Below are 26,251 nucleotides of genomic sequence, written 5' to 3'. Positions count from 1 at the left end.
ATGGAAGACAAATTATCTGAAAATGATGCGGCTAATGCCAGCGGTAATACAGCTGCAGCAAAGGCAAACCGCATTGTTTATCCGGTTGGTATTGAAAAATGGGTACTTGTAATCACTGCAATTTCCTGCGCCATACTTGAACTTATAGACACTACGATTGTGAACGTAGCGTTGCGTGAGATCAGTGGTAATATTGGTGCTACGCAAACGGAGATCGCCTGGGTGGTTACGTCCTACGGTATTGCGAATGTGATTATCATTCCTTTATCAAGTATGCTATCGAACCTGTTCGGTCGGAAAATCTATTTTACCGGCTCTGTTATCATTTTCACTGCAGCATCATTAATGTGCGGTCTGTCCAACAGTTTGTGGGTGCTTGTGTTCTGGCGATTCGTTCAGGGAATTGGCGGTGGCGGTTTGTTATCCACTGCTCAATCCATCATTATGGGCGCTTTTCCTCCAAAAGAACTGGCAACCGGTACGGCAATTTTTGGTGTGGGCGTTATCCTTGGACCAACATTCGGTCCGGTAATGGGTGGTTTTATTACCGATAACTTTTCGTGGCATTGGATCTTCTTTGTGAATATCCCTATCGGCGTGATCGCAGCGATGCTTTCATGGAGATTTGTCACTGATATTCCGGGAGTAGAAAAATTAAAGAAAATTGATTGGTGGGGAATTGTATTTCTGGTCATTGGCATTGGCTCTCTTCAATATGTGTTGGAAGAAGGTCAGGCAGAAGACTGGTTCACCAGCCATGAAATTGTATTTTTCTCAATTACTGCTTTAGCCGGAATAGTCGCGTTTGTCATCCGTGAACTATCCATCAGCTACCCTGCAGTAAACCTGCGCCTCTACAAAAGCTTTAACCTGGCGGTGGGTAATATGATGAACTTTGTCATCGGAATGGTGATCAACGGTTCGGTGTTTATCTTCCCATTGTTCACGCAAGTAGCTTTAGGATGGACGGCAACCAAGCAGGGAGCCTTCATGATTCCGGGTGCCTTAGCTACCTCTGTTGGTATGATGGTGGTAAGCCGTTTTATAAATAGAGGAGCAAACCCCAAACACATTATGCTCGGAGGCCTTTTCATGACCTCACTGTTTCTCATTTTACTCTCCTTTTCAGGACCAGATTCTAACGAAAGCAATTTTTTCTGGCCATTTATTTTAAGGGGAGTTGGAGCTGCATTTATGATGATGCCAATTCTCGGATTGGCAGTTGCCGGCTTGCATGGCAAAGAACTGGCACAAGCAGCAGGTTTGTCGAACATGCTTAGGCAAATGGGCGGTGCCGTAGGAATAGCCATCATTAATATTTACCTCGATAGGTCTAATGCCGACATACACGGAAACCTGATTTCTCATATTTCGACTTATAATGATGCCACCAACGAACGTCTTGGCGCATTTACACAAATGTTCTCACAAGCTGGTTACAGTACTGATGGAGCTTCACAAGCAGCATATAGCATGGTAAACGGCATTGTAACCAAACAGCAAATGTTGGTAAGCTACAATCAAGGCTTCGGAGTGTTGGGCGTTGCCGTTCTGTTTTGTATACCTATCATCTTGCTGATCAGGTATAATAAAAAAGAAAAGTTGCAATCTGTTAGTGACCATTAATAAACCTCAAATAGATTTATGATGAAAAGAATTTTATCAATTATATTAATCCTGAGTTCAGTTTCAGGATTTGCACAACAGGGAGGTCAAACTCCGATTACATTAAACCTGCAACAGGCAGTAGACTTAGGACTGAAAAACCGATATGATATTCAATCCAAGAAATACAATGTAGAACTTAGTCAAAGCGAAGTTTCCAAATCAAAAAAAGAATGGATCCCGGAAGTTTCATCTTCCGGAAGCGTGATCTATAACACGCAAATTCAGCAAGCTTATATACCGCCAGGCTTTTCTCCTAGCGGCGAACCGGCATTGTTCCCATTCTCGCCTGATAATCACACGTCTTTTAGTTTGGAACTAAACCAGCCTATTTTTAAACCTGGAATTGGGACCGATGTAAAAATTGCGAAAAACAATGCGGCCATTTCCCAGGAAAAAATCAGAGCGGATGAAGACATCATCAAAGAACAAATTACGCTCGCTTATTTTAACGTTACCCTAAAAGGGCTGCAACATAAGGTAGCCACCAATGAGGAAACGCGTTTTAAGGAATATGCTGATTTGGCGGAAGGAAAATTTAAAGCCGGCTCTTTAATTGAAACGGACAATATGAAGGCTAAGCTGGACTATGAGAACGCCAAAGTTGAAACTCAAAAAGCAAAACAAAATTATGGCTTGGCTTTATCCAAATTGAAATATCAAATAAACGTTCCTGAAAATACGGAGCTTACATTATCAGAACCGTTAGATTCTTCCAGCTTGGGTAAACTCAATGAAAAAGCGTTGGCCAATGCAGACGTTAGTAAGCGTACCGAAATAAAACAACTGATGTTACAACAAGAAGGTCTTAAGCTTGAATTGGATAAAACAAAGCAAGCGGCTATTCCTACGGTTTCATTTGTTGCCAACTTCACGGAACACTTTCAATATTCCAATTTTGATTATAGTTTAGGCGAATGGTGGACTCCCTATAGCTTTGTCGGCATAACGTTTAAAGTTCCAATAACTTCCAACTTTAAAAACCACAATACTATTCAGGAGAAAAAAATAAAACTCACTCAAAACGAATTGGATCTAAAGCAAAAAACAGCTGATGTGAGTTATGAGATTTTGAAATCGAGTACTGAAGTTGCCAATGCACAACAAAACATGCAGGTAACCAAAAGCAATTATGAGCTTTCACAGAAAATCTATGGCTATCAGAAAGCGCAATATGGCTTAGGCTCTCGCCCATATGGCGATCTTTTGGAAACTGAAAGATCATTAAGGCAATCGGAACAAAGCTACCTGCAAGCCGTTTATGATTATTTAGTTGCCAGTGTTAATTATCAGAAAGCGATAGGTAATTTTTAATTAAGAGATCAGGTTTTAGTACCGAAAACACAACGTATACGTTAACAATAAAGCTCGAGCCTTGGTTCGAGCTTTATTGTTTTTGATGCTATTTTGTGATACAAACACTAGCCTATGTTTCGCATGCGTTGAAAACGCGCGCAAGCTGGGCGAGCTGGGGTTTTGCTGTTACTTTTATCACACCTTATCGGGTCACAGACCCTCGGTTTCATTTACAGTCGAAAGTCCTCGCTACGCTAAGACTTTCGACAACTGGTGCAGAGGTACTCGAGCTCCGTTTGCTTTAGCCACTTAGGGCTAATAATTTTTAGTTATAAAAATTTACTTTTGAAACCTAAACCTAATATGAATGAAATTCTACTTATTAATTCTGGGACTATTTATCTCCATAAACCTTTTTGCACAAACAAGTGAAACCAAGCTGCCGCAAAAATTTGCAGTGCTTAAAGGAAAAGTAAAAAACAACAAAGAGCGGGAATGGAATATTTGCTTAACCGGTTTTTTTGACAATATTATTCAGGCTATCTCAATTGACAAGAAAGGCAACTTTGAGACAAAAATTAAACTTACAGACGAGTATAATGATGTTTACCTCTACTTAAATAACGAGGCTTATATTCAATATTTAAGACCTAATGATACTTTAGACATTAATTGGGATGCTAAGGATTTTAAGAACAGTTTTGAAATTAAAAGTGCAAACTCAATACGCAACAGGGAAATTCAATTATTAATGGGTTTGCATAAGGAATTCAGAGTGGATTTCTTTAAGCTGAATAGAGAATTATATGAAACCAAATCTTCCGACTCAGTAAAATTTTCAAAAATTAATACATTTTATAATCGAGAAATTAACTTTTTGGTAAAAGACGGAATCATAGAAGCCACTAATAAAATAGCCTGTGATATTTATTTTAGATACACTACTTTATTACAGAGACTAAGGCTTTTACCAAGATATTGCCTGAAAAGCACAATTCAAGACAATTTTGGGGTTATGGTTTTTGATAAGCAACAGGAACCATACAAGCTATTTTCATCATGGTATTTTAAAGACTCTTATGAATACAGAGAGTACTTATTTAATTGTATTCGTTTTTCCAATCCATTCTCCAACACAACAACTGGGGTAGACTCACAGTACGCTCAAAAAAGCGTACCCTTCACACCTTGTTGGGATGACTACTACCGCGGTCTAGCAAATATTTCTCTTTATGAAATACGCGATTGGTACTTAACTAAATGTATAATATTTGGCTTTAATCATTACGCGTTTGACGAAGCAGAAGCTGTTTACAAAGATTTTTTACCTCGAGCCCAAACCAAAGAGTATGTTGATACTCTGAATGCTTTCTATGCGAAGGTTAGTATGCTTAAACCGGGAAGTGTTGCCCCTAATTTTACACTTAGAAATGATAAAGGTCAAATGGTATCTCTTTCAGACTTTAAAGGAAAGGCGGTTTACATCGATTTCTGGGGAGTGGGCTGTGCACCATGCGTATCGGATATAAAAACTCACGTTCCTGCTTTGCATGAAAAGAACAAAGACAAAAACATTGTATTCCTGAATATTTGTATAGATGCTGATGAAACTACCTGGAAGTCGAACATCAACAAGCTTAATTTACATGGTGTAAACTTGTTAGCTGAAGGCGGGGAGAACCACCCGGTTTCTAAAACTTATGGAATTAATGCTGTACCACATTATATCTTGGTAGATAAGGAAGGGAAAATAGTGAACAATAATGCTCCACATCCATTTGAAAAAATAAAATTGGAAAAAGCTTTGGATGAAATTTTGGCAAATTAAGCATGAACACCCTGCTCGCGTGCGTTTGAAACACGTGCGAAATACTGCTTAAAAATTAGGTAATTGCTACCGAAAAAACCATTAAGACCCTAAAACAATAAAGCTCGAGCCTAGGTTCGAGCTTTATTATTAGTTTCTATTTGTGTTACAAACACTAGCCTATGTTTCGCACGCGTTGCAAACGCGCGCGAGCTTGAGCAAGCTAAAGGAACAGGAGTTAATCTACTTTCTCTTCACCTTTGGTAGCGGCTTCAACAATATCTCCCTTGGTAAAAAGAACTGCCTTTAAAATAGTTCGCCATTCGGGTTTCTTACGAAGAAGAAATTCAAGATCCATCCCAAAATGTTTCATTTCTTCTTGTTGTGCATTTTGCATGATGGCCTTGGCTTCTTTATTTTTTTCAACCGATATTCTTTGTTCGTACCAGCCAATAGCCTCAGCTTCTTCAGTTAATGAGGTTATCATTCGGGCAAACGTTCTGGTTGCTTCAGAAAGTTCTTGCGGTGGTTCATGATATTGATCAAATCCCATAACTTTTTTTAGTTTAAGATAATTTACAAAAAACCAAAGACTTAACTACACTGTTCGCACGCGTTTGCAACGCGTGCGAAACACTGCTTAGAGATTAGGTAATTGCTACCGAAAAAACCATTAAGACCCTAAAACAATAAAGCTCGATCATAGTTTCGAACTTTATTGTTTGAGTTTACATTTTGTGATACAAACACAAGTTAGTATTTCTCAGGTGTTGCTGAAGCAGGCGAGCAGGGGAATCTTAGTTGTCACCAGAGGCCAGTAACTCGTCAAGGTTTTCTAAACCGGCAGTAAATCCTTCTTTGAAGCCCATCTCAATGATCTTTTCCAAGTCTTCTAATTGCTCATATTTTATTTCAATGTTTACTAAAGTATTATCATTGTAATCATTGAATGAGTTACTCCAAAATGACTGTGGAAAGTCCTGGTTGATAGTTCCTGCCGCATCACAAAATGCATCTAATCCGGCATAGCTTTTTAGTGGAACAATTTTATGAAAATCAGCACGACACCAGAATTCTTCATTATCGGGACTGACCATTGCATAAAGCCAATATCCACCTTCTTTAAAATCCATTGTTTTGGTTTTTGCCCGGTAAGGTTTTGGTGCCCACCATTTATCTAACAATTCACTTTGAGTCCAGGCTGCCCATACTCTAGACAATGGAGCTGCAAATTCTCTCTTTACGTTAATGGTTTTGTTTTCCTTGTCTACAGAAAAATCAAATGTTAATACGGTTTTCATTTTTCATCAGATTTAGTAGTTGATAATATATTGTCGAGTTCATTGAATCGATCTTCCCAAATTTTCCTGAACTGCTCCAGCCAGCTATCAATCTCTTTCATTTTCGAGACCTCAAGACGATAATAAATCTCTCTTCCAGCTTGCTGCTGACTAATAAGCTGGCATTCGGTTAAGATTTTAAGATGCTTTGAAATAGCCTGGCGTGTGGTGTCAAAATGTTCGGCCAAAGCGTTAGGGGTCATTGCCTGTAAAGCAATCAGGGCGATAATGGTTCTTCGGGTAGGGTCAGCTATTGCCTGAAATATATCTCTTCTCATCTTTTAAATAATTATGAAACCATTCAGTTTCAAATATACATGCAACCACTTGGTTTCGCAATAGTTTTTTCTTTTTTTTAAAAGAATAAGCAGAAGATAAGGGATGTAAAATATACTATTTAATGAGTGGCTTGGACACAAGTCCATGCTCATCGTGTTTGTAAAGTGTGCGAAATATTGCTTAGAGATTAAAGAGTTAACCCAAAACACCATTTAACCCTTAAAACAATCAAGCTCGAGCATAGGTTCGAGCTTGATTGTTTTGGATTTTCAATTATGTGTTATAAGCATAAACTGTTTTATCGCTATGTATGTTGAATTATTCAAACAATTAAAGCATTAGAGCTTTACAAATTCAACTCTCCTATTTTGCGATTTCCCCTCGGAAGTAGTATTATTATCAACCGGAAGCAACTCTCCTTTTCCATCGGTTTCCATTCGCCCGGCCTCAATTCCAAACTCAGTACTTAAGGTCTTTTTTACTGATGCTGCACGGCGTTTCGAAAGATCAAGGTTTTTAGCCTCTTCACCATCGCTGTCGGTATGGCCAATGACTTTTACCTTTACCGCCGGGTTTTCCTTTAAAACTGTAGCCATTTCTTTTAACACTCCATATGATTCGGCCTTTATTTTATCTGAATTCACATCGAACAAAATGCCAGTGGTAACAAACTTACCTTCCGTGATCAACTTGGTTCGCATATCAGGAGCTCCTACAGCAAATTTTATATTCGACAAATAATGCCCCATCTGATGATCCTCCTGAATACCTGAAGTTATTTCAAAGTCTAGCCGGTTAAATATTTCACCAGGCGGAACCGCTTGAGGGATATCATATACCTTTTCTCCTTCTATCCATAGGCGGAAACGCTGCTTTTGCACCCAAATAGCAACGTGAAATGGGCGACCAAAATAACTTCCCAGCTTTTGTAAGCGTTTTGGTTCATTCATAAAGTCAGTCATACCGTTTTTATGACTTTCCAACTTTATAACCGAGCTTCCTTCCTCTCCCGGATCAATAACAACCGCCACATCAGCCGGGCTCGAAAAGTCCTGCAGATATCTTCTTCCGTCTTTATCTTCCTTTGACGAATTAAAAAGCTTAATTATCATTTCGGGATAAACAGAGCCATCGTTAGGGAATGTTAATAACATATCAAATTCAACGGTGTAGTTCTCAGCCTGGTTTTTAATAACCGGCGAAACATAATGACTGGTATGGTACATCCGTAGCCATCTGCCGGCTTTGCCTTCCAGAGTAACCGCCTCGCCCCTGTTATTTGTGGCCCATTTCAATGGAAATTCACCAATAACATCCTGGGCGAAATCTTCAGCATAAACAATCTGATCGCCCGGGATAAAATCATAACGCGAGAAACTTTTAACGTCTCTGTTTGCTGTGGAAGTGTTTTCTGTAGTGTTACTAGCCTGGATCGTTTCACTTTTGTTTTCACTTTGTTTTTGCGTTCCAGCCTTGGCCTCTTCTTCCACTTTATCCAAACCTTTATCCATTCCTTGATCTACCTTTTGATCGACACGGTTTTTAGCTTTTTGCTTAAATCGATCAAGAAGCTCACTTTGAGCAAAGCCAACATTCGGAATTAACAACATGCTTAAAACACATGCTGATAAAATTATAATCTTTTTCATACCCTGATTTTTTTGTAGTTGTTCATTTCAAAATAACAGGTAATAAAATCGGGATACATCAGTAGTAAGCAGTAGTTGACTAATTACGTATTAGTACTTAATTGAATATGATTCTCGGAAAAACTATTGAAATGAAAGGTTTATAAGCCGTTTCCGTTTGTTTTCAGTTATTCAAATAAAATTTTAGTAGAGATAATTAAGCTGAAAATAAGAAGAACAATGACCGCTTATAAAAGAGATATTGTGAAGCTGATTGCAAAGAACAAAGCATCAGTAAATTACTGATGCTTTGTTTATCGGTTTACAAATAACTGCAACTTTCGATTTAAACCTAAACAAAAGCTAAAATTTTCGGTTTAGCAAATGAGGCCATTAGAGGAACTCTCATTCAAGCATTAAAAGTTTTTTGACTTTAACACATACTGAAATGGGAAATACGTTGGGATATGATCGATTTCCATTATGCCAACTCCGTCCATTTTTACAATTCCAAACTGTGGATGTACATAAAAATTCATATGCAATTTAGTATCTTCAGAAGTGGTGTAATGTACTTTCACACAGTTATTAAACGTTCCTGCAGTAGTAGTCACTGATTCACCAACAGAGGTAACCTTATTAGTGGCTGTAACCTCTGTTTGATTATCATCAACTGCCTTTATAGTCCAAGAGTCCCCAACCTTGCAATCCTTTTTGTAAAGAATAAGGTTTAATCCTCCCTGCCCTTCCGACATGAATGAAAATGCCCCATCTGCTTCATGCCAAAAAACTTCAAAATCACCTCCCATAAACCAGTTCACCTTAAAGTATCCGTTATTTTCTTTTGAAAGGATCTTGTATTTAACAATGCCCGTAGCATCAACGGCAGTGTAATCGTAGATCCATTCATTACCTACTTTTAGAAATGCAAGGCCATTTGAATTACCATCCGGCTGCTGAGGCTGAGGATTATCATTATCATCATCTTTGCTGCAACCACTAGCTGTTGCTAACAATACTCCAGATATCAGGAGAATAAATAAAGATTTAAGTTTCATAAAAGTTGTTATTAGTTCTGAGATTAATTAATAAGTTTTAAGATGAAGCAAAGGTATTTCGAAGGGCAAGACAATTTATCCGTACGACTTCGGACTTATTCAATTACGTAGAACTACTGATGAGGGGTGCTGAGAAGTTGGAGTTGGGTGTAAGATATTGACAAATAGCCATTAGCTTTTGGTTTAAGCGTTGCGCCTTGGGGGTTATATTTTAACGCAGAGACACAAAGGAGCTGAAGTTTTATAAATGATAAAAATTGATTGTATGAGAATAACGATGTTATTAAAAAACTTCGGGTGAAGCTCCCCGTTGATCGCGCGTTTACAATCCGTGCGAAATACTGCTTAGTAATTAGGAAGATGTTACCGAAAATAAAATTTATAACTTAAACGAGTGCGAGCTAGTTCCCTAAACTCTTAAAGCCTAATTCGTTTACTTTCTCTCCCCAAAAGTTCATCTATGCACTCACATGCCTTTTCAAATCGTTCAGTCCAGTTTCCTTTTATTTCAACATAGTGGATATTGATTGCATCCAAAACTTGCCGGTGGCTTAGGTCTAATTGACGGCGCTCTTCCACAACCAACCTGGTTCCATCCTGAAAATAAGCTACATCATTATTAAGGTATAAGTAGAGATAGGCCTGGTTCGCCTGAATTATATCCTCATCAACCTTAAGCTCCTTATTAAATATAAACCGGGAATACGATTTGGTAATATGAATATCGGTGTCAATAATAACGAGTGCATTATCTCCTGCTACCGCATCGGTGATCCTTTTTGCATGTTCATTTGCAACCCAAACCAAATCTTCATATACTAAAGCTTTGGAATCTGGTATCAATTCTCTGCCTGCTTCAGCAACAACTGAACAAGCATAATGCTGGGCAAGTTTTTCAGCCAGTGTTGATTTCCCTGTAGAGTCAGTTCCTAACAAAACCACCTTAACACAAAAAAAGGGCTTTGCCCCTTTTGAAAGGAAACTCCAATTAGCCACTATATTATTACGTATTGCCGTTGCCGAAACAGGTACGGCTTTTCTTTCCCTATCAAAACATATGTGTTGGATACCCATAAATTCGGCGACATAATCGCCATATGGTTCAGAAGTGATGAGTAAACTATAGTCAGGAAGAATATTTTTAAAGTGATCGGACCAAATTTTGGAAACCTCCCTCGATGAAGCGGAAGTATTGGGCAATTCGTTTTCGTTGTAGTTAACGATCCTGATTTCCAGATTCTGTTGATCAAAAAAACTTTCTTCAATCCAGTTTTTTCGTAGGTTACCATCAATGGTTTCTTTATCACTACAACAGACCAAGACCGTTAAAAAGTCGCACTTGCTGAGTGCAAACCGAATAAGCGCTTCATGACCGGTATGAAAGGGCAAAAATTTACCAAAAACAAAAGCCTTAACCATGTTTCATTTGTTTGTTCCAAGTATACACTCCTGCTCGCGCGTTTGCAACGCGTGCGAAATACTGCTCAAAGATTAGGAAGTTGTTGCCGAAAATAAAATTTATAGGCCAAAACAATAAGGTTTCAGATTACCAATTTGCATTAGCACATTGCCATATCTCCTTTTCTTTAAAAGAGAAAACGCCTTTTTCTTTTGACTTGGAAACATTTATCATGGCTTGTGCTAATATTTCGGTTGAGAGTGGCTTTTGGGCTAGAAAAAGTCCCATTTTGTTGAGAAACTTTATAACCTTCAGGCCAATAACTTCAGCAGGTCGATCACTGTTTTTACGTTCTAATAGTGGAGGGTTGAAAATGATCAATTGTGGAAAGGATAATTCCTTTATAGCCTCTTCCAGCTGACCTTTCATTCTTGAGTAAAAAATACGAGAATCAGGGGAGGCATATGCTGCTGATACCAATACGTAGCTAGTTACATTGTTTTCGCGAGCGACTTTGGCAAAATTGTATTGGTAATCGTAGTCGATTTTCCATTGAGCTTCTTTACTGCCGGCCGTTTTAAGGGTAGTTCCCAAACATGAAAACAAAACATCGCCTTTCACAAGATCTTTCCATTGTTCAGGTTGATCAAAATCGATAACATGAACCCTTAGCTTAGCATGATGAATGGAAGAGCTACGTCTAACAAAAATATCCACCTGATCAAAAGCATCATCCGTTAATAGCTTATTTAACAAGTCATTGCCAGTAGCTCCGGTAGCTCCTAAAATTAATGCTTTCATGTTTAGGGTTGATGGTGTTTAAATTGAATTTCGGCCTGTTTTATATGAATATTGTGTGTAAGTATTAATTATCCCTTCACTAGCGCGTTTGCAACGCATGCGAAATATTGCAATTAAAAAGATTTGGCAAATGTTGTGCAAATTTTGCATGATTTACCCTGTTTTGGAAAGATGAATTCAAATGAAAAAGGCATAATCTATTTTAAATCAACTCACCTCTCCAAAACCTGCTTCTTTCTTTGGTAATATTTGCTGAAGGATCACTCCTGCTATAGCGGCAAGTCCAACCCCATGAATGGACCCATAGATCCCGATCGGGATTCCGAAACCACCTATACCAATCGTAAGTATCGTTGCTACAATAACCAGGTTTCGGTTTACAGAAAGATTTACTTTATTATCGATCAGCATACGCAAACCACCTGATGCGATTACGCCGAATAATAACAGCGAAACTCCGCCCATTACCGCATTCGGAATCGACATGATGACCGCGGAGATCTTACCGCAAAAACTGAAGGCAATTGCCAGTATAGCAGCTCCTGCAATTACAAAGACGCTATACACCCTCGTTAAGGCCATTACCCCTATATTCTCACCATAAGTGGTATTGGGTACGCCGCCAAGCATTGATGAGATCCCAATTGCTGTAGCATCGCCTAATAAGGATTTATCGAGCCCGGGATCCTTTATAAAATTCTTTCCAGTAATTTTTCCCAATAAGGTTACATTTCCAACATGCTCAGAAATCGGGGCAATAACTACAAAAATAACTGCCGTTACAGCTGCCCATGAAAACTCGGGAACATAATCTTTGAAAGGCACTACAATATTGGGAACCGCAAACCAATTGGCTGCCCTAACTGCAGAAAAATCAACCAGCCCTGCAGAAGCCGCAGCCAGGTAACCAAAAATAATTCCCATTAACACCGGAATTAATCCGAAGAAACCTTTTACGTAATTCGTAAAAAAGATTGTTATCGCTAAAGTAAAGATCGCTACTAAGGTATATCCCCAATCGAAATGCCCGGTATTCAGCGTTGCCATATTAACGGCTGTAGGTGCCAAGCTCAACCCTATTACAATAACAATAGGACCAGTAACTACCGGTGGAAGTAATTTAACGATCTTTTCTATCCCAACGCCCCGAACAATAAGTGCCATTACAACGTAGGCAATGCCAATCACTAAACACCCCAGCATTTGAGCGCCTACCCCCTTTTCGGCCAAAGCGATAAAAGGCGTAATGAATGCAAATGAAGACCCTAAGTAAATGGGAATTTTCCCTTTGGTAATCGCCAGGTAGGCCAGTGTACCCAGTCCGCTGGTTAGCAATGCAACGCTTGGATTTAAACCAATGAGCATCGGCACCAGAATGGTTGCACCGAACATTGCGAATACATGCTGAATACTAAAGGTAAGCCACATCCCTGGGTTAGGCCTTTCGTGTACATCAAGTACCGGTTTTGTTGTGGTTTCTGGTATTACAACTTCCTCCTGGGAATTCGTTTGGCTATCAAAAATATTTTTCATTCGGATTGAATTAAAACCTTTTTAAAATTTAACACCATTCCTAATGATTGATGGAGTTAAATTGTAACAGGCAAAAATAGAAAGTTCTTATTTACCCTAACTTATCTAATATCAAGAAGTTAATCCAATTTAAAGAACAATAAATTACATCGGAGCCCACAAAAACAAAAACATGCAGCAAGGATTAATACGAATCAAGTATATACTAAATGCCATCCCATTGGTGATGGCTTTTAGTTTACTATTCAAAATCAAAATATGTTAATCATAGCATTTAATTTGCCATTAGCTCTTCTATTTTCTGATGCAAGGCTTCACCTCGTAAGTTCTTTGCCACAATTTTTCCTTCTACATTAACCAAAACTAACATTAAATCACAATGGCAAAATATTATTAAAGTAAGATCAATCATTTCATTGCGAAAAATTCAAATTTATTGCGATGGCTAAAATCTCCTATCCTATTGTCTAACAATTTCTTATACTTGCACCCGCAAAAATGAAGGTATTGGAAGAGGTAGGACTAGTTAGCATTCCAGACAGCGAACTACTACAAATTTTTAAGGATGGCGACCGCAGGGCATACGAGCAAATTTACAAACGCTATTGGGGGATACTGTATGTATATGCCCGTAAAATTCTTTCTGATGAGGACGATGCACAAGACATTGTTCAGGAAGTTTTTACTAATCTCTGGTACAAAGGCTCTGAATTGACTATTTCAACTTCGCTTTCTTCCTACTTATACACTTCGGTTAGATACAAATTTTTTGACCTTTTAGATCATAGAAAGTTACGCACCAACTATAAGGAGTACCTTCAACAGTTTATTGAAGATGGCGAGTACATTACCGATAATCATTTAAGGGAGCGTGAGTTTGCGGCTGTTATTGAAAAGGAAGTTGCACGTTTGCCTGCCAAAATGCGCGAGATTTTTGAGTTGAGTCGTAATATTCGTTAGCAAAAACAAGTTGTTAGAGAATTTTAAATCAGAAAAGAAAGGATTCAATATCGGTTCTGGTGGAGTGCGAACTCCTGTATTTACAGGTAACGTTTCTGAATTCTCATTTGGAAACATGCAACCTGTAAAGGATTTAGAAGTTTCATTAATGGGAAGCAGCGGACCTCAAAGCGATAACTGGAACCCTGGCTTTGATGCATCAATAGGCATTAAATTGATTAGTAAGTACAATTTCACTATAAACTTACCTAAGAGTGAGATCTTTTTCTCACCAAACAAAAGCTTTGCAAACTAAGTGGCTCGAGGAAGTTTTCATTCAATCACCCAAGTCAAAAGCAAATCCAATCGTATAATAAACAACGCCCTTTACTTTTAAAGGGCGTTGTTATTAATGTTTTTAGTTACTTTTTAAATCGACAGTTACTTTGATTATTTCGCCCTGGAATGTAAAAGGCACTTCATAGTCTCTGCTTACTGGCGTACCAAAATCTTCTCCTACATCTAAAGTTTCGTCCGCTGAGAAACGACTAGGAACTGTTTTTTCTATATTTCCTTCCGCCACTTTCTGACCATCAACCAATATTGTAGCTTTTGCTGGTTTTCCAACTCCCCCACCTGAATAATCAAAATTTAAAACAATAGTATGTTTGCCGGCAGTTAATGCAGTTGGAGACTGGATGGTCCATTTGTGATTCGGATAATGAGAAAATGCATATGAGAAAGTTGGTTTCCCTTTTTGCAACATCAATGCTAACCCTGCAAAATATCCTCCTTGTGTAATAATCATACCTTCTTGTCCAGCTTTAACATCCACTTCGGCCGTAATACTGAAAGAGGTATTTTTCATATTTGGAGCCATTCCTTCAGTAATACGTGAAGTACCTTCATGGAATACAAATTGGGTTCTGCCTTTATTTAGATTAGGGCGATTTTCCGGGTTTACCCTATCAATATAACGATCATCAAAAGGGAATACTTTATATTTTTCAGCTTCTTCCATAAAAGCTGCCTGCATTTCTTTCAGCTTTTCAGGATTTTTTGCCGCAATATCATTTGATTGTGTAAAATCTTTTGTAAGGTCATATAACTCCCATTTATAGTCCTTTACAGGGTCTTCTGATGGTACAGGATGACCTTGCCAAGGTAAATTTCTAGGTGTTGTACTTGCCATCCAGCCGTCTTTGTAGAAAGCCCTGTTGGCGATCACTTCAAAATACTGAGTTTTATGTGTTTCAGGAGCATTTGCATTGTCAAAAGAATATACAAGGCTTTTTCCTGCCATAGGTGTTTGATCAAAACCGTCTACTTTTGTGGGTTGCGGGATACTTGCCGCTTCAAGAATGGTTGGAACAATATCAGTAATGTGTGTAAATTGACTACGAATCTGACCCACTTGTTTAATTCTTGCTGGCCATGAAATAACCATTCCGGTGCGACTGCCACCTAAATGCGAAGCAATTTTTTTGTCCCATTGGTAAGGCGTATTCATAGCATGTGCCCAGCTATGTGAATAATGTTCAGCCATCCAGGGTCCGCCAAATTCGTCTAAGTTTTTCAGCATAAACTCTTCCGTATCCACTTCTCCATTTACCATAATACCTATTTCACTTGTCAATCCCTGACCAGTTGGATCTTCCGCACTGGAACCGTTATCACCCATTATAAAAATGACCAGTGTATTGTCATACTGTCCTAAGTCTTTAATTGACTGGATAATTCTTCCAATTTGATAATCACAATAAGCCAGCATTCCTGCATAAACTTCCATTTCTCTTGCCGCTACCTTTTTCATACCAGGGCTGAGTTTATCCCATTTTTGATAATCGGCAGGTGTTGGTGCTAATTTTGCATCCGCAGGAATAATTCCTAATTTCTTTTGATTCTCGTAGGTTGCTATCCGTTTTTTGTCGAACCCCTGGTCAAATTTTCCTTTAAATTTTGCAATCCACTCTTTAGGTGCCTGATGTGGAGCATGTGCCGTTCCTGGTGTATAATAAGCGAAAAAAGGTTTATTAGGCGAAACGTTTTTTTGCGTTTGTATCCAATGTATAGCATGATCAGCCAAATCCTTATCTAAAATATAATCCGGATCTACTTTACCATCTTTAAAATAGGGGTCAACAGGCTTTGTTCCTTCAAATAAAGCAGGTCTGAACTGATGTGCGTCAGCCCCAAGGAAGCCATAAAAATATTCGAAACCTAAACCGGTAGGCCATAAGTTAAAAGGCCCTGCTGGTGTTGACTGCCAGTCGGGGACATTATGATTTTTACCAAACCAAGAAGTACCGTAACCATTGTCGGTTAAGATTTTACCGATAGTCGCCACGCTACGCGGTACTAAACTATTGTATCCTGGAAAAGGTGTTGAGAATTCCATAATGATCCCGGTGGCTGCAGTATGATGGTTTCTACCCGTGATAAGCGCTGCTCTTGAAGGAGAACAAACGGCCGTGGTATGAAAGCGGTTATACTTTAATCCATTTGCTGCCAGTGCATCAAAATTTGGAGTGGGGATTGGACCGCCAAAAGTAGAAGTTGCCCCAAATCCAACGTCATCAATCATGATTAATAATACGTTTGGAGCACCCTCAGGTGCACTGATTTCTTTTGGCCAGTCAATGGGGTCTGAACTCTTAATTGTAGGTGCGACCTTACCTACTTTTTGATAAGGTTCAATAGGTAAAATTGTTCTGTCGGGCCAATTCTTTTGTGAAGGATCTACCTGAGCAGATACCTTTTGAGGTATGCCCCAAAACAGGCATAAGATAAAGAGCGCAATATTTTTCTTGATTGTTGCAGTTAGAGAGAGCTTCATATATTTATCTATTAGTACGGGTTTTAAAGAGGTTATTCTTATTCATGAATCTTCAGCTTTTAAAGAATCGGCAGATACCTGTGTACTCCCATCAAAGTCTTTAGCTGTAGTATTGAGGCTATACTTAAATTTATAAAAAAACAAGAATTTATTGATTTCCATATGCTTACAATTCCAAATTAATCATCGATAGAGTTGTTTTTATTCTACAGGGATAATTAGCCATTCTACCCAAACCATCTTTTGAAGGCAAGTTTTTTTGACTCCGGTTCGTAGTATAACTTAATTTGCTTAACCCCATTAATCAATAGTTCCCATTCTTTGCTTTTAGCTTCGAGAAATGACTGTAATGAACTTTAATTAACCATTGTTAGAAGACATTTGGTTTTTACTTTTTGGAAAGAAAAAGCAGCTTGTTTTTTTTGTAGTTACCTGATTATTAATTAATTTGAATAATACCAACAATAAAATAGTCGGTTAAATTCTACTGTATAAACTATCTTTAACTATGGTAAGAAAGATACCATTCGTTCAACGAGAATAAGGAATTTAACTCCTACAAACCTCATTACTGTTTTTTTAATTGCGCTCTCTCATCGTCTCTACAACAGACCTCTCCGGTTGCAGTTACCTAAAAAGTAAAAAGGCATTTAATCCCCCATGAACTAGCTGTTTTTTCGTTTGAATTACTACCCAGATTCATGGTCTCAATATGTGTGATTTTTTCAATGGGGAAACAGATTTCAACTCAACAAAACGAATACAATATGAAAGCCAATACAATTACAACATTTAAGAAAAGTCTGCCTTTTATTCTCTTTTGTATTTTTATAGGCATCGCTCAGAAAGTATCCGCACAGGCAGATCCGCGAAAAGTTAGGGAAGAAAACTTTAAAGGCACCATCAAATTGGATGTCCGGGATTCAAAAGCTGATTGGGACGCATACACACCTAAAAAAGCTCCGGAAGGTTCACCAAATGTACTCTTCGTTTTATATGATGATACCGGGCTGGCGGCCTGGTCGCCATTTGGCGGAGGCATTAATATGCCCACACTTCAAAAACTAGCCGATAACGGGTTAATCTATACTCAATGGCATACTACAGCACTTTGCTCACCAACCCGTTCTACCTTATTGACCGGTCGTAATCATCACCTTACTGGTAATGCCGCCATTACGGAGGCTGCTAATGGGTTCCCAGGCGCCCATGGTCGTATACCCGAACAATGCGCAACCATTGGACAGATACTGCAGGATAATGGTTGGAGTACGTTCTGGATCGGGAAAAATCACAATGTTCCGGAACAGGACGTGGCTTCGGGTGCAAGTCGTAAACAATGGCCCTTACAATTAGGTTTCGATCGTTACTATGGTTTTCTGGGAGGAGAAACCAATCAGTGGTATCCCGATCTGGTTGAAGACAATCATTTTACAGAAGCTAAATACGGACCTGAAGAGGGGTATCATTTGTCCAAGGATTTGACGGATAAAGCATTAGAATACATTCGCGACCAAAAAGCTACCAATCCATCTAAACCATGGTTTATGTGGTTTTGTCCTGGTGCAAATCATGCACCACATCATGCTCCTGCCGAATACATCGCCAAGTACAAAGGTAAATTTGATGAAGGTTATGATGCGTATCGAAAATGGGTGCTTCCACGTATGATCGAAAAAGGAATTATCACCAAAGGCACTGATCTTACAAATTTTAACCCATTACCACCAAATGTTGCTGTTGCCGGCGATTTTGTTCGGCCGTGGAATGAGTTAAAGCCAGATGAAAAGAAATTATTCTCACGTTTGGCGGAAGTGTATGCAGGTTTTTCGGAATATACCGACGCACAGGTTGGCCGTATTATCGATTATTTAGAAAAAACCGGTCAATTAGAAAATACCGTTGTGATTTATGCGGCCGATAATGGTGCTTCAGGAGAAGGTTCACCTAATGGCTCGGTGAATGAAAATAAATTCTTTAATGGTTATCCGGATGAGTTATCAGAGAATTTAAAATACATCGATAAAATGGGCGGGCCTGATACTTATGAACATTATCCAACAGGATGGGCTGCAGCCTTTTCCACTCCATTTAAAATGTTTAAAAGATACAGCGAATATGCCGGTGGTACTTGTGATCCATTAGTAATCTCATGGCCGAAAGGCATTAAGGCCCATGGCGAAATACGAAATCAGTATCATCATTCTACCGATATAGTTCCAACTATATTAGATATCTGTGGTCTTCAAATGCCAAATGTGTATAGAGGTGTTGGGCAGTACCCACTTTCAGGGGTATCAATGCGTTACACATTTGATGCTAAACCCGATGATCCTACTCAAAAGCATATTCAGTATTATGCCATGTTGGGTACCCGTGCCATTTGGAAAGATGGATGGAAGGCTATAACCTTGCATGCTCCACTTTCGAGCAAAGGACATTTTGATCAGGATGTATGGGAGTTATATAATACAAATGTTGATCGTTCAGAATCTAAAAATCTGGCAAAGGAAAATCCTGAAAAACTAAAAGAATTAATAGCTGCCTGGAATGATGAGGCCGATAAAAACCTGGTATTACCATTGGATGACCGCACCGCGGTAGAAGTATTAGGTGTTGAACGACCAGCCGAAGAAAAGGCTCGTGAAAGATATGTTTATTATCCAGGTACTGCTCCAGTGCCGGAAGGTGTGGCTGTGAATTTACGTGGCCGTTCTTATAAAATAGTAGCTGATGTAGAGATTAAAGAGGCTACCGCTTCCGGTGTACTCTTCGCCCATGGCTCACGTTTTGGTGGTCACACCCTATTTATCAAGAACAAGAAACTCTATTATGTATATAACTTCCTTGGTATTAAGCCCGAACAACAACTGGTTTCTTCTATTGAACTGACTCCTGGAAAATACACACTTGGTATGGAGTTCATTCGCGAGAAAACCGGTGAACATGGAGAGCAAATAGGAAAAGCAAAACTATACATTAATGACAAAGTAGTGGCTGAAGGACCAATGAAGACACAACCCGGTAAGTTTACCCTTTCTGGCGATGGTCTTTGTGTAGGCTATGATAGCGGCGATGCGGTAAGCAGTGAATATAAAACTCCCGGTACTTTTAAAGGAGGAACAATTTTAGGAGTAGGAGTTGATGTTGGAAAAGAACAATACATCGATTTACAGAAGGAAGCAGAAAGAGCTTTAAAAAGAGATTAGCTGTTAAAGGTATTCATCAATCCGGTACTGCGATAAGCTTTTGTAGTATTGTATAGATGGATAATTTACGAGTGCCTAAAAAAACAAAAACTAGCAGCAAAATACCTCGCTACTAGTTCAGATTGCAATTTATTTATTGGTTGACCCTAAATGATTTTGTTCAGGATCAACCAATCATCAAAGAAATTTTAATTACCGATGTCTTCCGCCGCCTCCGCCTCTTGAGAATCCACCACCCATCGATGATGGTCTGCTAGAAGGCATGGAAAAACCACCAGAAGGACGATTAGAAGTTCGGGTTGAAGGAGAAACTCCACTTGATGGGCGATAGTTTGTTCCTGTTGAAGGACGTGTTGAAGCTGTTGCAGCTCTGTTTGATGTGGATGCTGCAGGACGAGTGGAGGCCATACGATTTGAAGAGCGGTTACTGTTAGTATACCTACCGTTATTCATGTTATTACTCACGGTATTCGACCTCATTTTATTGTTATTGTAATTATTGAAGTTATTACGGTTATTAATAATTACTGTATTTCCTCCGCCATAATGTCCTCCATGGTAACCATGATGATGATAGTAATGGTTATGGTGATAAATACCGACCGCCATTACACTAAAGGCGAAAAAATATGGAGGGTAATACCCGTAATAATAAGGCGGATAGTAAGGCACATAGGCCGGTGAATACACGTATTGTACAACAGGTATTGTTTCAACTACAACGGTTGTTGTTGCCGGAAGATTTACTGTAACAGGATTATCACCCGTGTACGCTGGATTAGCTGTAACTGAGGCCACTGCGGTAGGACTTGGCTCTACCACATAATTTTTCCCATACAGCTCTTCATCACCAACAATTTGAAGGGTAGTTTTTTTATCCTTGTTTTTATCCAATAAAATTACCGCAACATCCTGCGTTTCGGTTTTACTGACATCCACCCTCAGAATAAATGAAAATGAATCACCGTTTTGCTTGGTAACCACTTTAATAAAATCGGCTTTTTTATCCAGATTCAAATCCAGATTATTGACACCTGTTCTTTGTTCATTCAATGATTTCTCAAAGTCCTCAATGGTTTTTGACTTTTGAAACAGTGTCAATACGGCGTATAGATTCAAATTGTCGCCCGGCAAACCAAGTTCCTTGCCTTCTTCCTGCGAAAACGCAGGCGGACTTAAGAAACTGATCGCTATTACAAAATAGATTGAAAGGAACTTCCTCATGATATGATCTAAGTTAGTAGAGGCTTATACCATTTAACCAATTCCTGAAGGTTAACAATCAACCCTGATTGATGGAATTAGAAATGTATTTAGCATCTATTGTTTGAGGAAAACTTATACCATGAGTGATTAAGAGTTTGTTTAAAGTTTTAGTAATGGAGATAAAACCGAGCAGCAATATCTCCATTGTAAACCAATTATTAATTCGTCAAAGGTAGACTTGAAATTCTGACAAAACATTGATTTCAGTCAAATTATAACCTAAGTATTAAATGGATAACCCTGGTAGAACTTTTACAGGCTTGCGAAATGAACCGCTCATAAAAAGACCCTAAGGCTGGTGAAGCATTAGGGTCCTTGTCAAAATAAAATAAAACAAATGAAAACAATCCCTTGCTTTAAGCCGGGGGCAAACATTTACTTGTCAGGTAACAAAAGTAGGCTTGTGATTCTGATAAAACATTGATTTTAATCAAATTATAAGCAAACATTAAGCTGTAATTCAATCAGAGAGCTTCTTCAAAGTTCAACTTTATATATTCTTTTGAATGCTTTAAAAAACCATTAAAATCAACCAACATTCGTCCCAAATCAAGCTCATAGAACTCTGGTTCGTTATTCAAATTATTATAATGAAGAGTAAATGCATAAACAGCAGGACTTTCATCACCACTACGAGAAAGAGTTTGAGAATTTATAAATGAATGCTTGAAACAATTAGAGATTTTATTCACTGCTCCTAAAATTTCCTTAAACTCTTCAAACTCTCCATTAAAAGACAATTTTGATTTTAAAAACCCATCGATTGAATTCAATCTGATTTTTTGCGAAAAAGTTTTTCGTTGCTTAAAATCTGAAAGAATTGAAATCAGTTGAATTAATTCATCTGCGGTCTTCCTAAGAAAATAGAAAATATGTTCAATAAGAAATTTCTCTCGGTAACTTCGATCAAGAGTTGTGTGAGACACCTGCCTTACTGCATAAAAATGGGCATAAAGGGTTAATATAATGTCATTAAGGTATTCTATTCTTGTTACAATTTCCATCCAACTCACATTCAAATTTCCGTAGGGAGTTTCAGTAGGGAGCTTTAGAAATAGATCTTCATTAAAGTTTGATCTATATTCTTTTAAAGCTTCCATTATTGGAGGATTTATGGAGTTTTTCATTTGTATAAGATTATAATTTAATTGTAAATGGTTATTAATCGCATGCGAGAAATGAAAATAAAACAAGAACCTAGAAAAACAAAACTGGCAGCAAGAACATTCTTGCTGCCAGTTAAAAATGCGTTTATTATTAGCCTGTTTGTTAGTTTAGAAACAAACTTTGTTAGCTATTAATTATGCCCTAAAGCCTCACCATTTTCATACTCAATGGTAACATTGTTTAGTTTACCGTTAAACTTAAACGGCACGCTGTACTTATCTGAAACCGGAGAATTACGGTCGGCGCCAACGTCAATACCATCTTTATAGATCGCAATTCTTCCTTCTGCTGCCACTATAGTTCGCTCCGCTACTTTCTGACCGTTGATGTAGATCGCTTCGGTACCGGCACTGGCATTTCTGTCTTTTTTATCGCTTGGAGCAACGTAATTAAGCTCGAACTTAAGTTTTACCTTACCTGTTGGAACCGGAATAGATGATTCCAGATGTCTGATAATGGTACCCGTGTTATGAGCAGAGTAAAACTTACCGTCTTTTATAAACAAGCTTAAGCCATCAAACTCTGATCCGGTGGCAAAAAGAACTCCCTGATCACTGTTCGATTTGATCTCTACATCCGCCGTAATCGTAAACGGATCATTCTGGAACTGTGGCCCGCTGTAGGTTAAAATCTGATCGATTCCCGGATATAAAACCACCTTTTTACTTAATCCATATGGACTGCGTTCTCTTCCTCCTGCACTGTGCCCCAACGCATAATCGTTCAATGGAAACACATTGTACTTAATAGCTTCTTCGTCAAACAGTTTTTGCAGCTCTTTTAATTTTTCAGGTTGTTTAGCAGCCAAGTCAATACGTTCGTTGAAGTCTTCATTCAAATTATATAACTCCCATACATCTTTACTAAAATCAGCACCCGACTGGTGGAAAACGGACGCCTTCCAACCATCTTTTACAATTGCTCTTTTTCCAAAAAGCTCATAATATTGAACCGTATGGCGATTTGCCGCATTCTTGTCTTTTAGTGAATAGGCTAAGTTGGTTCCTTCAATTGGTTTTTGCTGATACCCTTTAATAACCTCTGGAACTTTCGCTCCTGCAAGCTCATAAATGGTTGGAGCAATATCAATAACATGGCCGTATTGGTTACGGATTCCTCCTTTTTCAAACCCTCCATTTGGATAATAAACGATAAATGGCTGATGGGTTCCGCCTTCGCTGTTTGGATCAGCTTTCCATAAGCGGAAAGGCGTATTTGTTGCCTGGGTCCAACCAGCGGGCGCATCCTGAAAGGAATGCTCGGTACCCATTTTGTCGATATTCTTATAAAGTTCGGCTACCTGTTTTTCTTCATCAAGGCTAGAAATGTAACCATTAAAGCTTCCGTTACGCGGACTGTGGCTCGAACCATTATCGCCAATACTTACTAAAATTACAGTATTATCAGCCTGACCAATTTCTTTAATATAGTTAACAATGCGCCCAAATTCATAATCAGCATGCGTTAAGAAACCTGCATAAACCTCCATATAACGAGCATATACTTTCTTTTGTTCAGGAGTTAAGCTTTCCCAGGCCTTTACTGTAGGATCACGCTCCGGTAAAACAGCATCCTTCGGAATAACACCTAACCTTTTCTGACGCGCGAAAGCTTCTTCTCGGTACCAGTCCCAACCTTTATCAAACTTTCCTTTATACAAATCGCTCCATTTTTCATCAACCTGGTGAGGTGAGTGGATAGCTCCTGTAGCAAAATACAAGAAGAACGGTTTTTCAGGAGAAATCGATTTTTGATTGGCAATATAGCTGATCGCTTTATTGGCCAGCAAGGTGGTAAGGTGCGTTTTGTTTGGCTCAACATCCACCACTTTGGTATCCTCGTACAAATTCGGGTGATATTGATCAGTATGTCCTAACTGAAAACCATAAAAATGATCAAAACCACGGCCAACAGCCCAACGGTCGAAAGGACCATTAGAAGTGATTTCATTCAGTGGCGCTACGTGATATTTGCCCACTGCAAAGGTGTTATAGTTGTTCTCGTGAAGCACTTCGGCAATGGTAGCTTTATCGCCAGGCATTATTGCATCATAGCCAGGGTATCCGCTGGAGCTATAATTTAATGTACCCATGTGAACCGAGTGGTGGTTACGGCCGGTTAGCAATGCTGCCCTTGTAGGCGAGCACACACCCGTAGAATGGAAGTTTGTATAGCGTAAACCATTATTAGCCAAACTATCCAGAACAGGTGTTTGCATTAAACCTCCGAAAGCACTTGCGGTTCCATACCCGGCATCGTCAATTAAGAAAACAACCACATTAGGAGCTCCGGCAGGCGCCTGTTTTCTTTCAGGATGATACTCTACCGATTCGGCAGTAGTCCGACCTACTTTTCCTTTAAAATTTGGATCAGAAGTTAATTTCTGTTCACTCTGGCCATATGCATTCAGCATTACTGATGATGCCAGAAGCGCCGTAAATCCGGCTTTTTTATATCTGTTATTCATGAGAAGATTTTTCTATCTTTATTAATTTTCACCATTAATTACCAACCCGAATTTTGAGTAAGCTTCGGATTACGGTCAATTTCACCCTGAGGAATTGCAAACAGGTAATGCTTCGGGGTCACATTGTTTTTGCCCACCAGCTTCAGGTTCTTCACCAAAATCCCCCTTCCTTCCGGCCCCACTCCTGTCGCTTCGGTTCCAGTTTGTCGTATAAGATCAAAGAAACGCTGATACTCGGCCACCAGCTCCAAACGACGATCCAGGTAAACTGAATCGCGGAACTCATCTTTCGTTAACCCTGTTGTCAGATTATCTAAGCCCGCTCTTTTTCTGATCTTATTCAATGAAGTATAGGCTTTTTCAGTAGGACCATTCAGCTCATTCTCTGCTTCGGCATGAATCAACAATACTTCAGCAAAGCGCAATACATTGGCATTGGCATCCGACTGACCCGAAGTTGGATAGTTAGGATCCCAGTTTTTATTAATGTAAGGAACTGAATCGCCGGGGGCATTTAGGGTAAAATATTTCTTACCATCGGTAGGGCTCGTATAGGAAGTAACAAACGAAACCCGTTTTCTTTTATCCTTATTGGAAAACAGCTTATAAACACTGAAGTACTTATCAGTTCCAACGGTATAAAAAGCCACCTGGTTACCATATGAACCTTTTATGCCCGGCACTCCTGAACGTATGTCGCTGGAGGTAACCAAATGTCCGGTGCTGATGGTGCTGCCTTTTATTTGGGCTGAGAAAATATGTTCCCTTCCGTTTTTGTAGGCCGGAAGAAATACCTGCGAATAATCATCGAATAACCCATAACCATAAGAACCGTTGATCACTTCCTCGGCAAGCTTAACTGAATTAGCCCAATCTCTCTTAGTTAGATACACCTTCGACAATAGAGCTTTTGATGCACCTTCTGTAGCTCGTCCGGCTTCACCGGCTGCTCCATTTTTAAAGTAATTCGCCGCATCTTCAAGGTCTTTTATGATCTGAGCGTATACTTCAGAGGTCGGGGTTCTGGGAACCTGAAGTTCGGCAGTTGTTAAGCGGGTTTGATCAGTCAGTAACAACGGCACATCGCCATACAGGCGTACCAGGTTAAAATAATACAACGCACGTAAAAAGGTAGCTTCGCCCAATAAGCGGCTTTTCAGCTTCGCATCCATTTCAATTGCAGGAATACGTTCAAGTGCAATATTTGCTTTGTTAATGCCTTCGTAATGCTCAGTCCAGATTTGTTGGATACGCAAATTGGTAGAGGCGTGGGTAAGTTTGGCGAAAGCCCTTACTTCTCCGTTTGGAGAACCCGGTCCGGCATCCATATCATCGGTCATAAAATCCAGACCAGTATAAAATAAACGGTTATAAATGGGTTGCGCTCCCACCTTATTATCAACCAGCGGATAATAAATAGCGTTTACCGCCGTAACTGCATCCTTGGCTGTTTTATAGAATTGTTCCGGCGAAATAAAGGATTCAGGACTTTCATTAAGATCAACACAACTCGTGAACCCTATACTCAATGCCGACAGTAGAATTAATGTCTTTTTCATAC

At 39.1% G+C, this 26,251-nt stretch carries 19 protein-coding genes; 6 read left to right on the top strand and 13 right to left on the bottom strand.

Going from position 1 to position 26,251, the window contains the following annotated elements; translation table 11 throughout:
* From C3K47_RS04985 to C3K47_RS04975, 3 genes are all read left to right on the top strand, one after another.
* Nucleotides 1-1,626, top strand: a complete 1,626-nt coding sequence (locus tag C3K47_RS04985) for a DHA2 family efflux MFS transporter permease subunit (RefSeq protein ID WP_103788018.1) — start codon at nt 1-3, stop codon at nt 1,624-1,626.
* Nucleotides 1,627-1,644: 18 nt separating this feature from the next.
* Nucleotides 1,645-2,979: a TolC family protein gene (locus tag C3K47_RS04980; protein ID WP_103788017.1), complete on the top strand. Its 1,335-nt coding sequence runs from the start codon at nt 1,645-1,647 to the stop codon at nt 2,977-2,979.
* Nucleotides 2,980-3,328: 349 nt separating this feature from the next.
* A complete protein-coding gene (locus C3K47_RS04975; RefSeq protein ID WP_103788016.1) occupies nt 3,329-4,789 on the top strand; it encodes a TlpA family protein disulfide reductase in 1,461 nt (486 codons plus the stop codon).
* Between the two features lie 217 nt (nt 4,790-5,006).
* On the opposite strand, the gene C3K47_RS04970 is transcribed toward C3K47_RS04975, so the two are convergent.
* The 8 genes from C3K47_RS04970 to C3K47_RS04935 all read right to left on the bottom strand — a co-directional run bounded on the left by C3K47_RS04970 (nt 5,007) and on the right by C3K47_RS04935 (nt 12,806).
* Complete coding sequence (locus C3K47_RS04970) at nt 5,007-5,321, bottom strand: ferritin family protein (protein WP_103788015.1); 315 nt, start codon at nt 5,319-5,321, stop codon at nt 5,007-5,009.
* A 244-nt stretch (nt 5,322-5,565) separates the two neighbouring features.
* The gene (locus C3K47_RS04965) at nt 5,566-6,069 is read right to left on the bottom strand and encodes an SRPBCC family protein (protein WP_103788014.1); all 504 of its coding nucleotides are present in this window, start codon (nt 6,067-6,069) and stop codon (nt 5,566-5,568) included.
* Nucleotides 6,066-6,386: an ArsR/SmtB family transcription factor gene (locus C3K47_RS04960; RefSeq protein WP_103788013.1), complete on the bottom strand. Its 321-nt coding sequence runs from the start codon at nt 6,384-6,386 to the stop codon at nt 6,066-6,068. Before C3K47_RS04960 ends, C3K47_RS04965 begins: the two co-directional genes overlap by 4 nt.
* A 339-nt stretch (nt 6,387-6,725) precedes the next feature.
* On the bottom strand, nt 6,726-8,036 hold the full coding sequence (locus tag C3K47_RS04955) for an OmpA family protein (RefSeq protein WP_103788012.1): 1,311 nt from the start codon (nt 8,034-8,036) through the stop codon (nt 6,726-6,728).
* 395 nt (nt 8,037-8,431) lie between these two features.
* Nucleotides 8,432-9,073, bottom strand: coding sequence for a hypothetical protein (locus C3K47_RS04950; RefSeq protein ID WP_103788011.1), 642 nt, complete (start codon nt 9,071-9,073; stop codon nt 8,432-8,434).
* 417 nt (nt 9,074-9,490) lie between these two features.
* Nucleotides 9,491-10,492: an AAA family ATPase gene (locus C3K47_RS04945; protein ID WP_103788010.1), complete on the bottom strand. Its 1,002-nt coding sequence runs from the start codon at nt 10,490-10,492 to the stop codon at nt 9,491-9,493.
* Nucleotides 10,493-10,619: 127 nt separating this feature from the next.
* Nucleotides 10,620-11,273 carry an NAD(P)H-binding protein gene (locus tag C3K47_RS04940; protein WP_103788009.1) on the bottom strand — a complete coding sequence of 218 codons (654 nt, stop codon included), beginning with the start codon at nt 11,271-11,273 and terminating at the stop codon, nt 10,620-10,622.
* 207 nt (nt 11,274-11,480) lie between these two features.
* Nucleotides 11,481-12,806 carry a uracil-xanthine permease family protein gene (locus C3K47_RS04935; RefSeq protein ID WP_103788008.1) on the bottom strand — a complete coding sequence of 442 codons (1,326 nt, stop codon included), beginning with the start codon at nt 12,804-12,806 and terminating at the stop codon, nt 11,481-11,483.
* A 498-nt stretch (nt 12,807-13,304) separates the two neighbouring features.
* On the opposite strand from C3K47_RS04935, the gene C3K47_RS04930 reads away from it, so the two are divergent.
* Nucleotides 13,305-13,766 (top strand): RNA polymerase sigma factor, encoded by a 462-nt coding sequence (locus C3K47_RS04930; RefSeq protein ID WP_103788007.1) that lies wholly within the window; start codon nt 13,305-13,307, stop codon nt 13,764-13,766.
* Between the two features lie 10 nt (nt 13,767-13,776).
* Nucleotides 13,777-14,061, top strand: coding sequence for a hypothetical protein (locus C3K47_RS04925; protein ID WP_103788006.1), 285 nt, complete (start codon nt 13,777-13,779; stop codon nt 14,059-14,061).
* Nucleotides 14,062-14,163: 102 nt separating this feature from the next.
* Here the strand turns inward: C3K47_RS04925 and C3K47_RS04920 are convergent, their stop codons facing one another.
* Nucleotides 14,164-16,581 (bottom strand): arylsulfatase, encoded by a 2,418-nt coding sequence (locus C3K47_RS04920; RefSeq protein ID WP_103788005.1) that lies wholly within the window; start codon nt 16,579-16,581, stop codon nt 14,164-14,166.
* Nucleotides 16,582-17,348: 767 nt separating this feature from the next.
* On the opposite strand from C3K47_RS04920, the gene C3K47_RS04915 reads away from it, so the two are divergent.
* Nucleotides 17,349-19,790: an arylsulfatase gene (locus tag C3K47_RS04915; RefSeq protein ID WP_103788177.1), complete on the top strand. Its 2,442-nt coding sequence runs from the start codon at nt 17,349-17,351 to the stop codon at nt 19,788-19,790.
* Nucleotides 19,791-19,982: 192 nt separating this feature from the next.
* Here C3K47_RS04915 and C3K47_RS04910 read toward each other — a convergent pair whose 3' ends face one another.
* The 4 genes from C3K47_RS04910 to C3K47_RS04895 form a co-directional block, all read right to left on the bottom strand.
* On the bottom strand, nt 19,983-21,014 hold the full coding sequence (locus C3K47_RS04910; RefSeq protein ID WP_103788004.1) for a hypothetical protein: 1,032 nt from the start codon (nt 21,012-21,014) through the stop codon (nt 19,983-19,985).
* Nucleotides 21,015-21,520: 506 nt separating this feature from the next.
* Nucleotides 21,521-22,156, bottom strand: coding sequence for a hypothetical protein (locus C3K47_RS04905; RefSeq protein ID WP_133159330.1), 636 nt, complete (start codon nt 22,154-22,156; stop codon nt 21,521-21,523).
* A gap of 197 nt (nt 22,157-22,353) precedes the next feature.
* Complete coding sequence (locus tag C3K47_RS04900) at nt 22,354-24,690, bottom strand: arylsulfatase (protein ID WP_103788002.1); 2,337 nt, start codon at nt 24,688-24,690, stop codon at nt 22,354-22,356.
* Nucleotides 24,691-24,728: 38 nt separating this feature from the next.
* A complete protein-coding gene (locus tag C3K47_RS04895) occupies nt 24,729-26,249 on the bottom strand; it encodes a RagB/SusD family nutrient uptake outer membrane protein (RefSeq protein ID WP_103788001.1) in 1,521 nt (506 codons plus the stop codon).
* Nucleotides 26,250-26,251: the final 2 nt, after the last annotated feature.

It is taken from the genome of Solitalea longa, assembly GCF_002920915.1.
Classification (GTDB): domain Bacteria; phylum Bacteroidota; class Bacteroidia; order Sphingobacteriales; family Sphingobacteriaceae; genus Solitalea; species Solitalea longa.
This window is presented reverse-complemented; position numbering and strand designations above follow the sequence as displayed.

Excerpts from the sequence above, each read along its gene's own strand:
- C3K47_RS04985 (WP_103788018.1), top strand. The coding sequence starts at position 1 with ATGGAAGACAAATTATCTGAAAATGATGCGGCTAATGCCAGCGGTAAT.
- C3K47_RS04980 (WP_103788017.1), top strand. The coding sequence starts at position 1,645 with ATGATGAAAAGAATTTTATCAATTATATTAATCCTGAGTTCAGTTTCA.
- C3K47_RS04975 (WP_103788016.1), top strand. The coding sequence starts at position 3,329 with ATGAAATTCTACTTATTAATTCTGGGACTATTTATCTCCATAAACCTT.
- C3K47_RS04970 (WP_103788015.1), bottom strand. The coding sequence starts at position 5,321 with ATGGGATTTGATCAATATCATGAACCACCGCAAGAACTTTCTGAAGCA.
- C3K47_RS04965 (WP_103788014.1), bottom strand. The coding sequence starts at position 6,069 with ATGAAAACCGTATTAACATTTGATTTTTCTGTAGACAAGGAAAACAAA.
- C3K47_RS04960 (WP_103788013.1), bottom strand. The coding sequence starts at position 6,386 with ATGAGAAGAGATATATTTCAGGCAATAGCTGACCCTACCCGAAGAACC.
- C3K47_RS04955 (WP_103788012.1), bottom strand. The coding sequence starts at position 8,036 with ATGAAAAAGATTATAATTTTATCAGCATGTGTTTTAAGCATGTTGTTA.
- C3K47_RS04950 (WP_103788011.1), bottom strand. The coding sequence starts at position 9,073 with ATGAAACTTAAATCTTTATTTATTCTCCTGATATCTGGAGTATTGTTA.
- C3K47_RS04945 (WP_103788010.1), bottom strand. The coding sequence starts at position 10,492 with ATGGTTAAGGCTTTTGTTTTTGGTAAATTTTTGCCCTTTCATACCGGT.
- C3K47_RS04940 (WP_103788009.1), bottom strand. The coding sequence starts at position 11,273 with ATGAAAGCATTAATTTTAGGAGCTACCGGAGCTACTGGCAATGACTTG.
- C3K47_RS04935 (WP_103788008.1), bottom strand. The coding sequence starts at position 12,806 with ATGAAAAATATTTTTGATAGCCAAACGAATTCCCAGGAGGAAGTTGTA.
- C3K47_RS04930 (WP_103788007.1), top strand. The coding sequence starts at position 13,305 with ATGAAGGTATTGGAAGAGGTAGGACTAGTTAGCATTCCAGACAGCGAA.
- C3K47_RS04920 (WP_103788005.1), bottom strand. The coding sequence starts at position 16,581 with ATGAAGCTCTCTCTAACTGCAACAATCAAGAAAAATATTGCGCTCTTT.
- C3K47_RS04915 (WP_103788177.1), top strand. The coding sequence starts at position 17,349 with ATGAAAGCCAATACAATTACAACATTTAAGAAAAGTCTGCCTTTTATT.
- C3K47_RS04910 (WP_103788004.1), bottom strand. The coding sequence starts at position 21,014 with ATGAGGAAGTTCCTTTCAATCTATTTTGTAATAGCGATCAGTTTCTTA.
- C3K47_RS04905 (WP_133159330.1), bottom strand. The coding sequence starts at position 22,156 with ATGGAAGCTTTAAAAGAATATAGATCAAACTTTAATGAAGATCTATTT.
- C3K47_RS04900 (WP_103788002.1), bottom strand. The coding sequence starts at position 24,690 with ATGAATAACAGATATAAAAAAGCCGGATTTACGGCGCTTCTGGCATCA.
- C3K47_RS04895 (WP_103788001.1), bottom strand. The coding sequence starts at position 26,249 with ATGAAAAAGACATTAATTCTACTGTCGGCATTGAGTATAGGGTTCACG.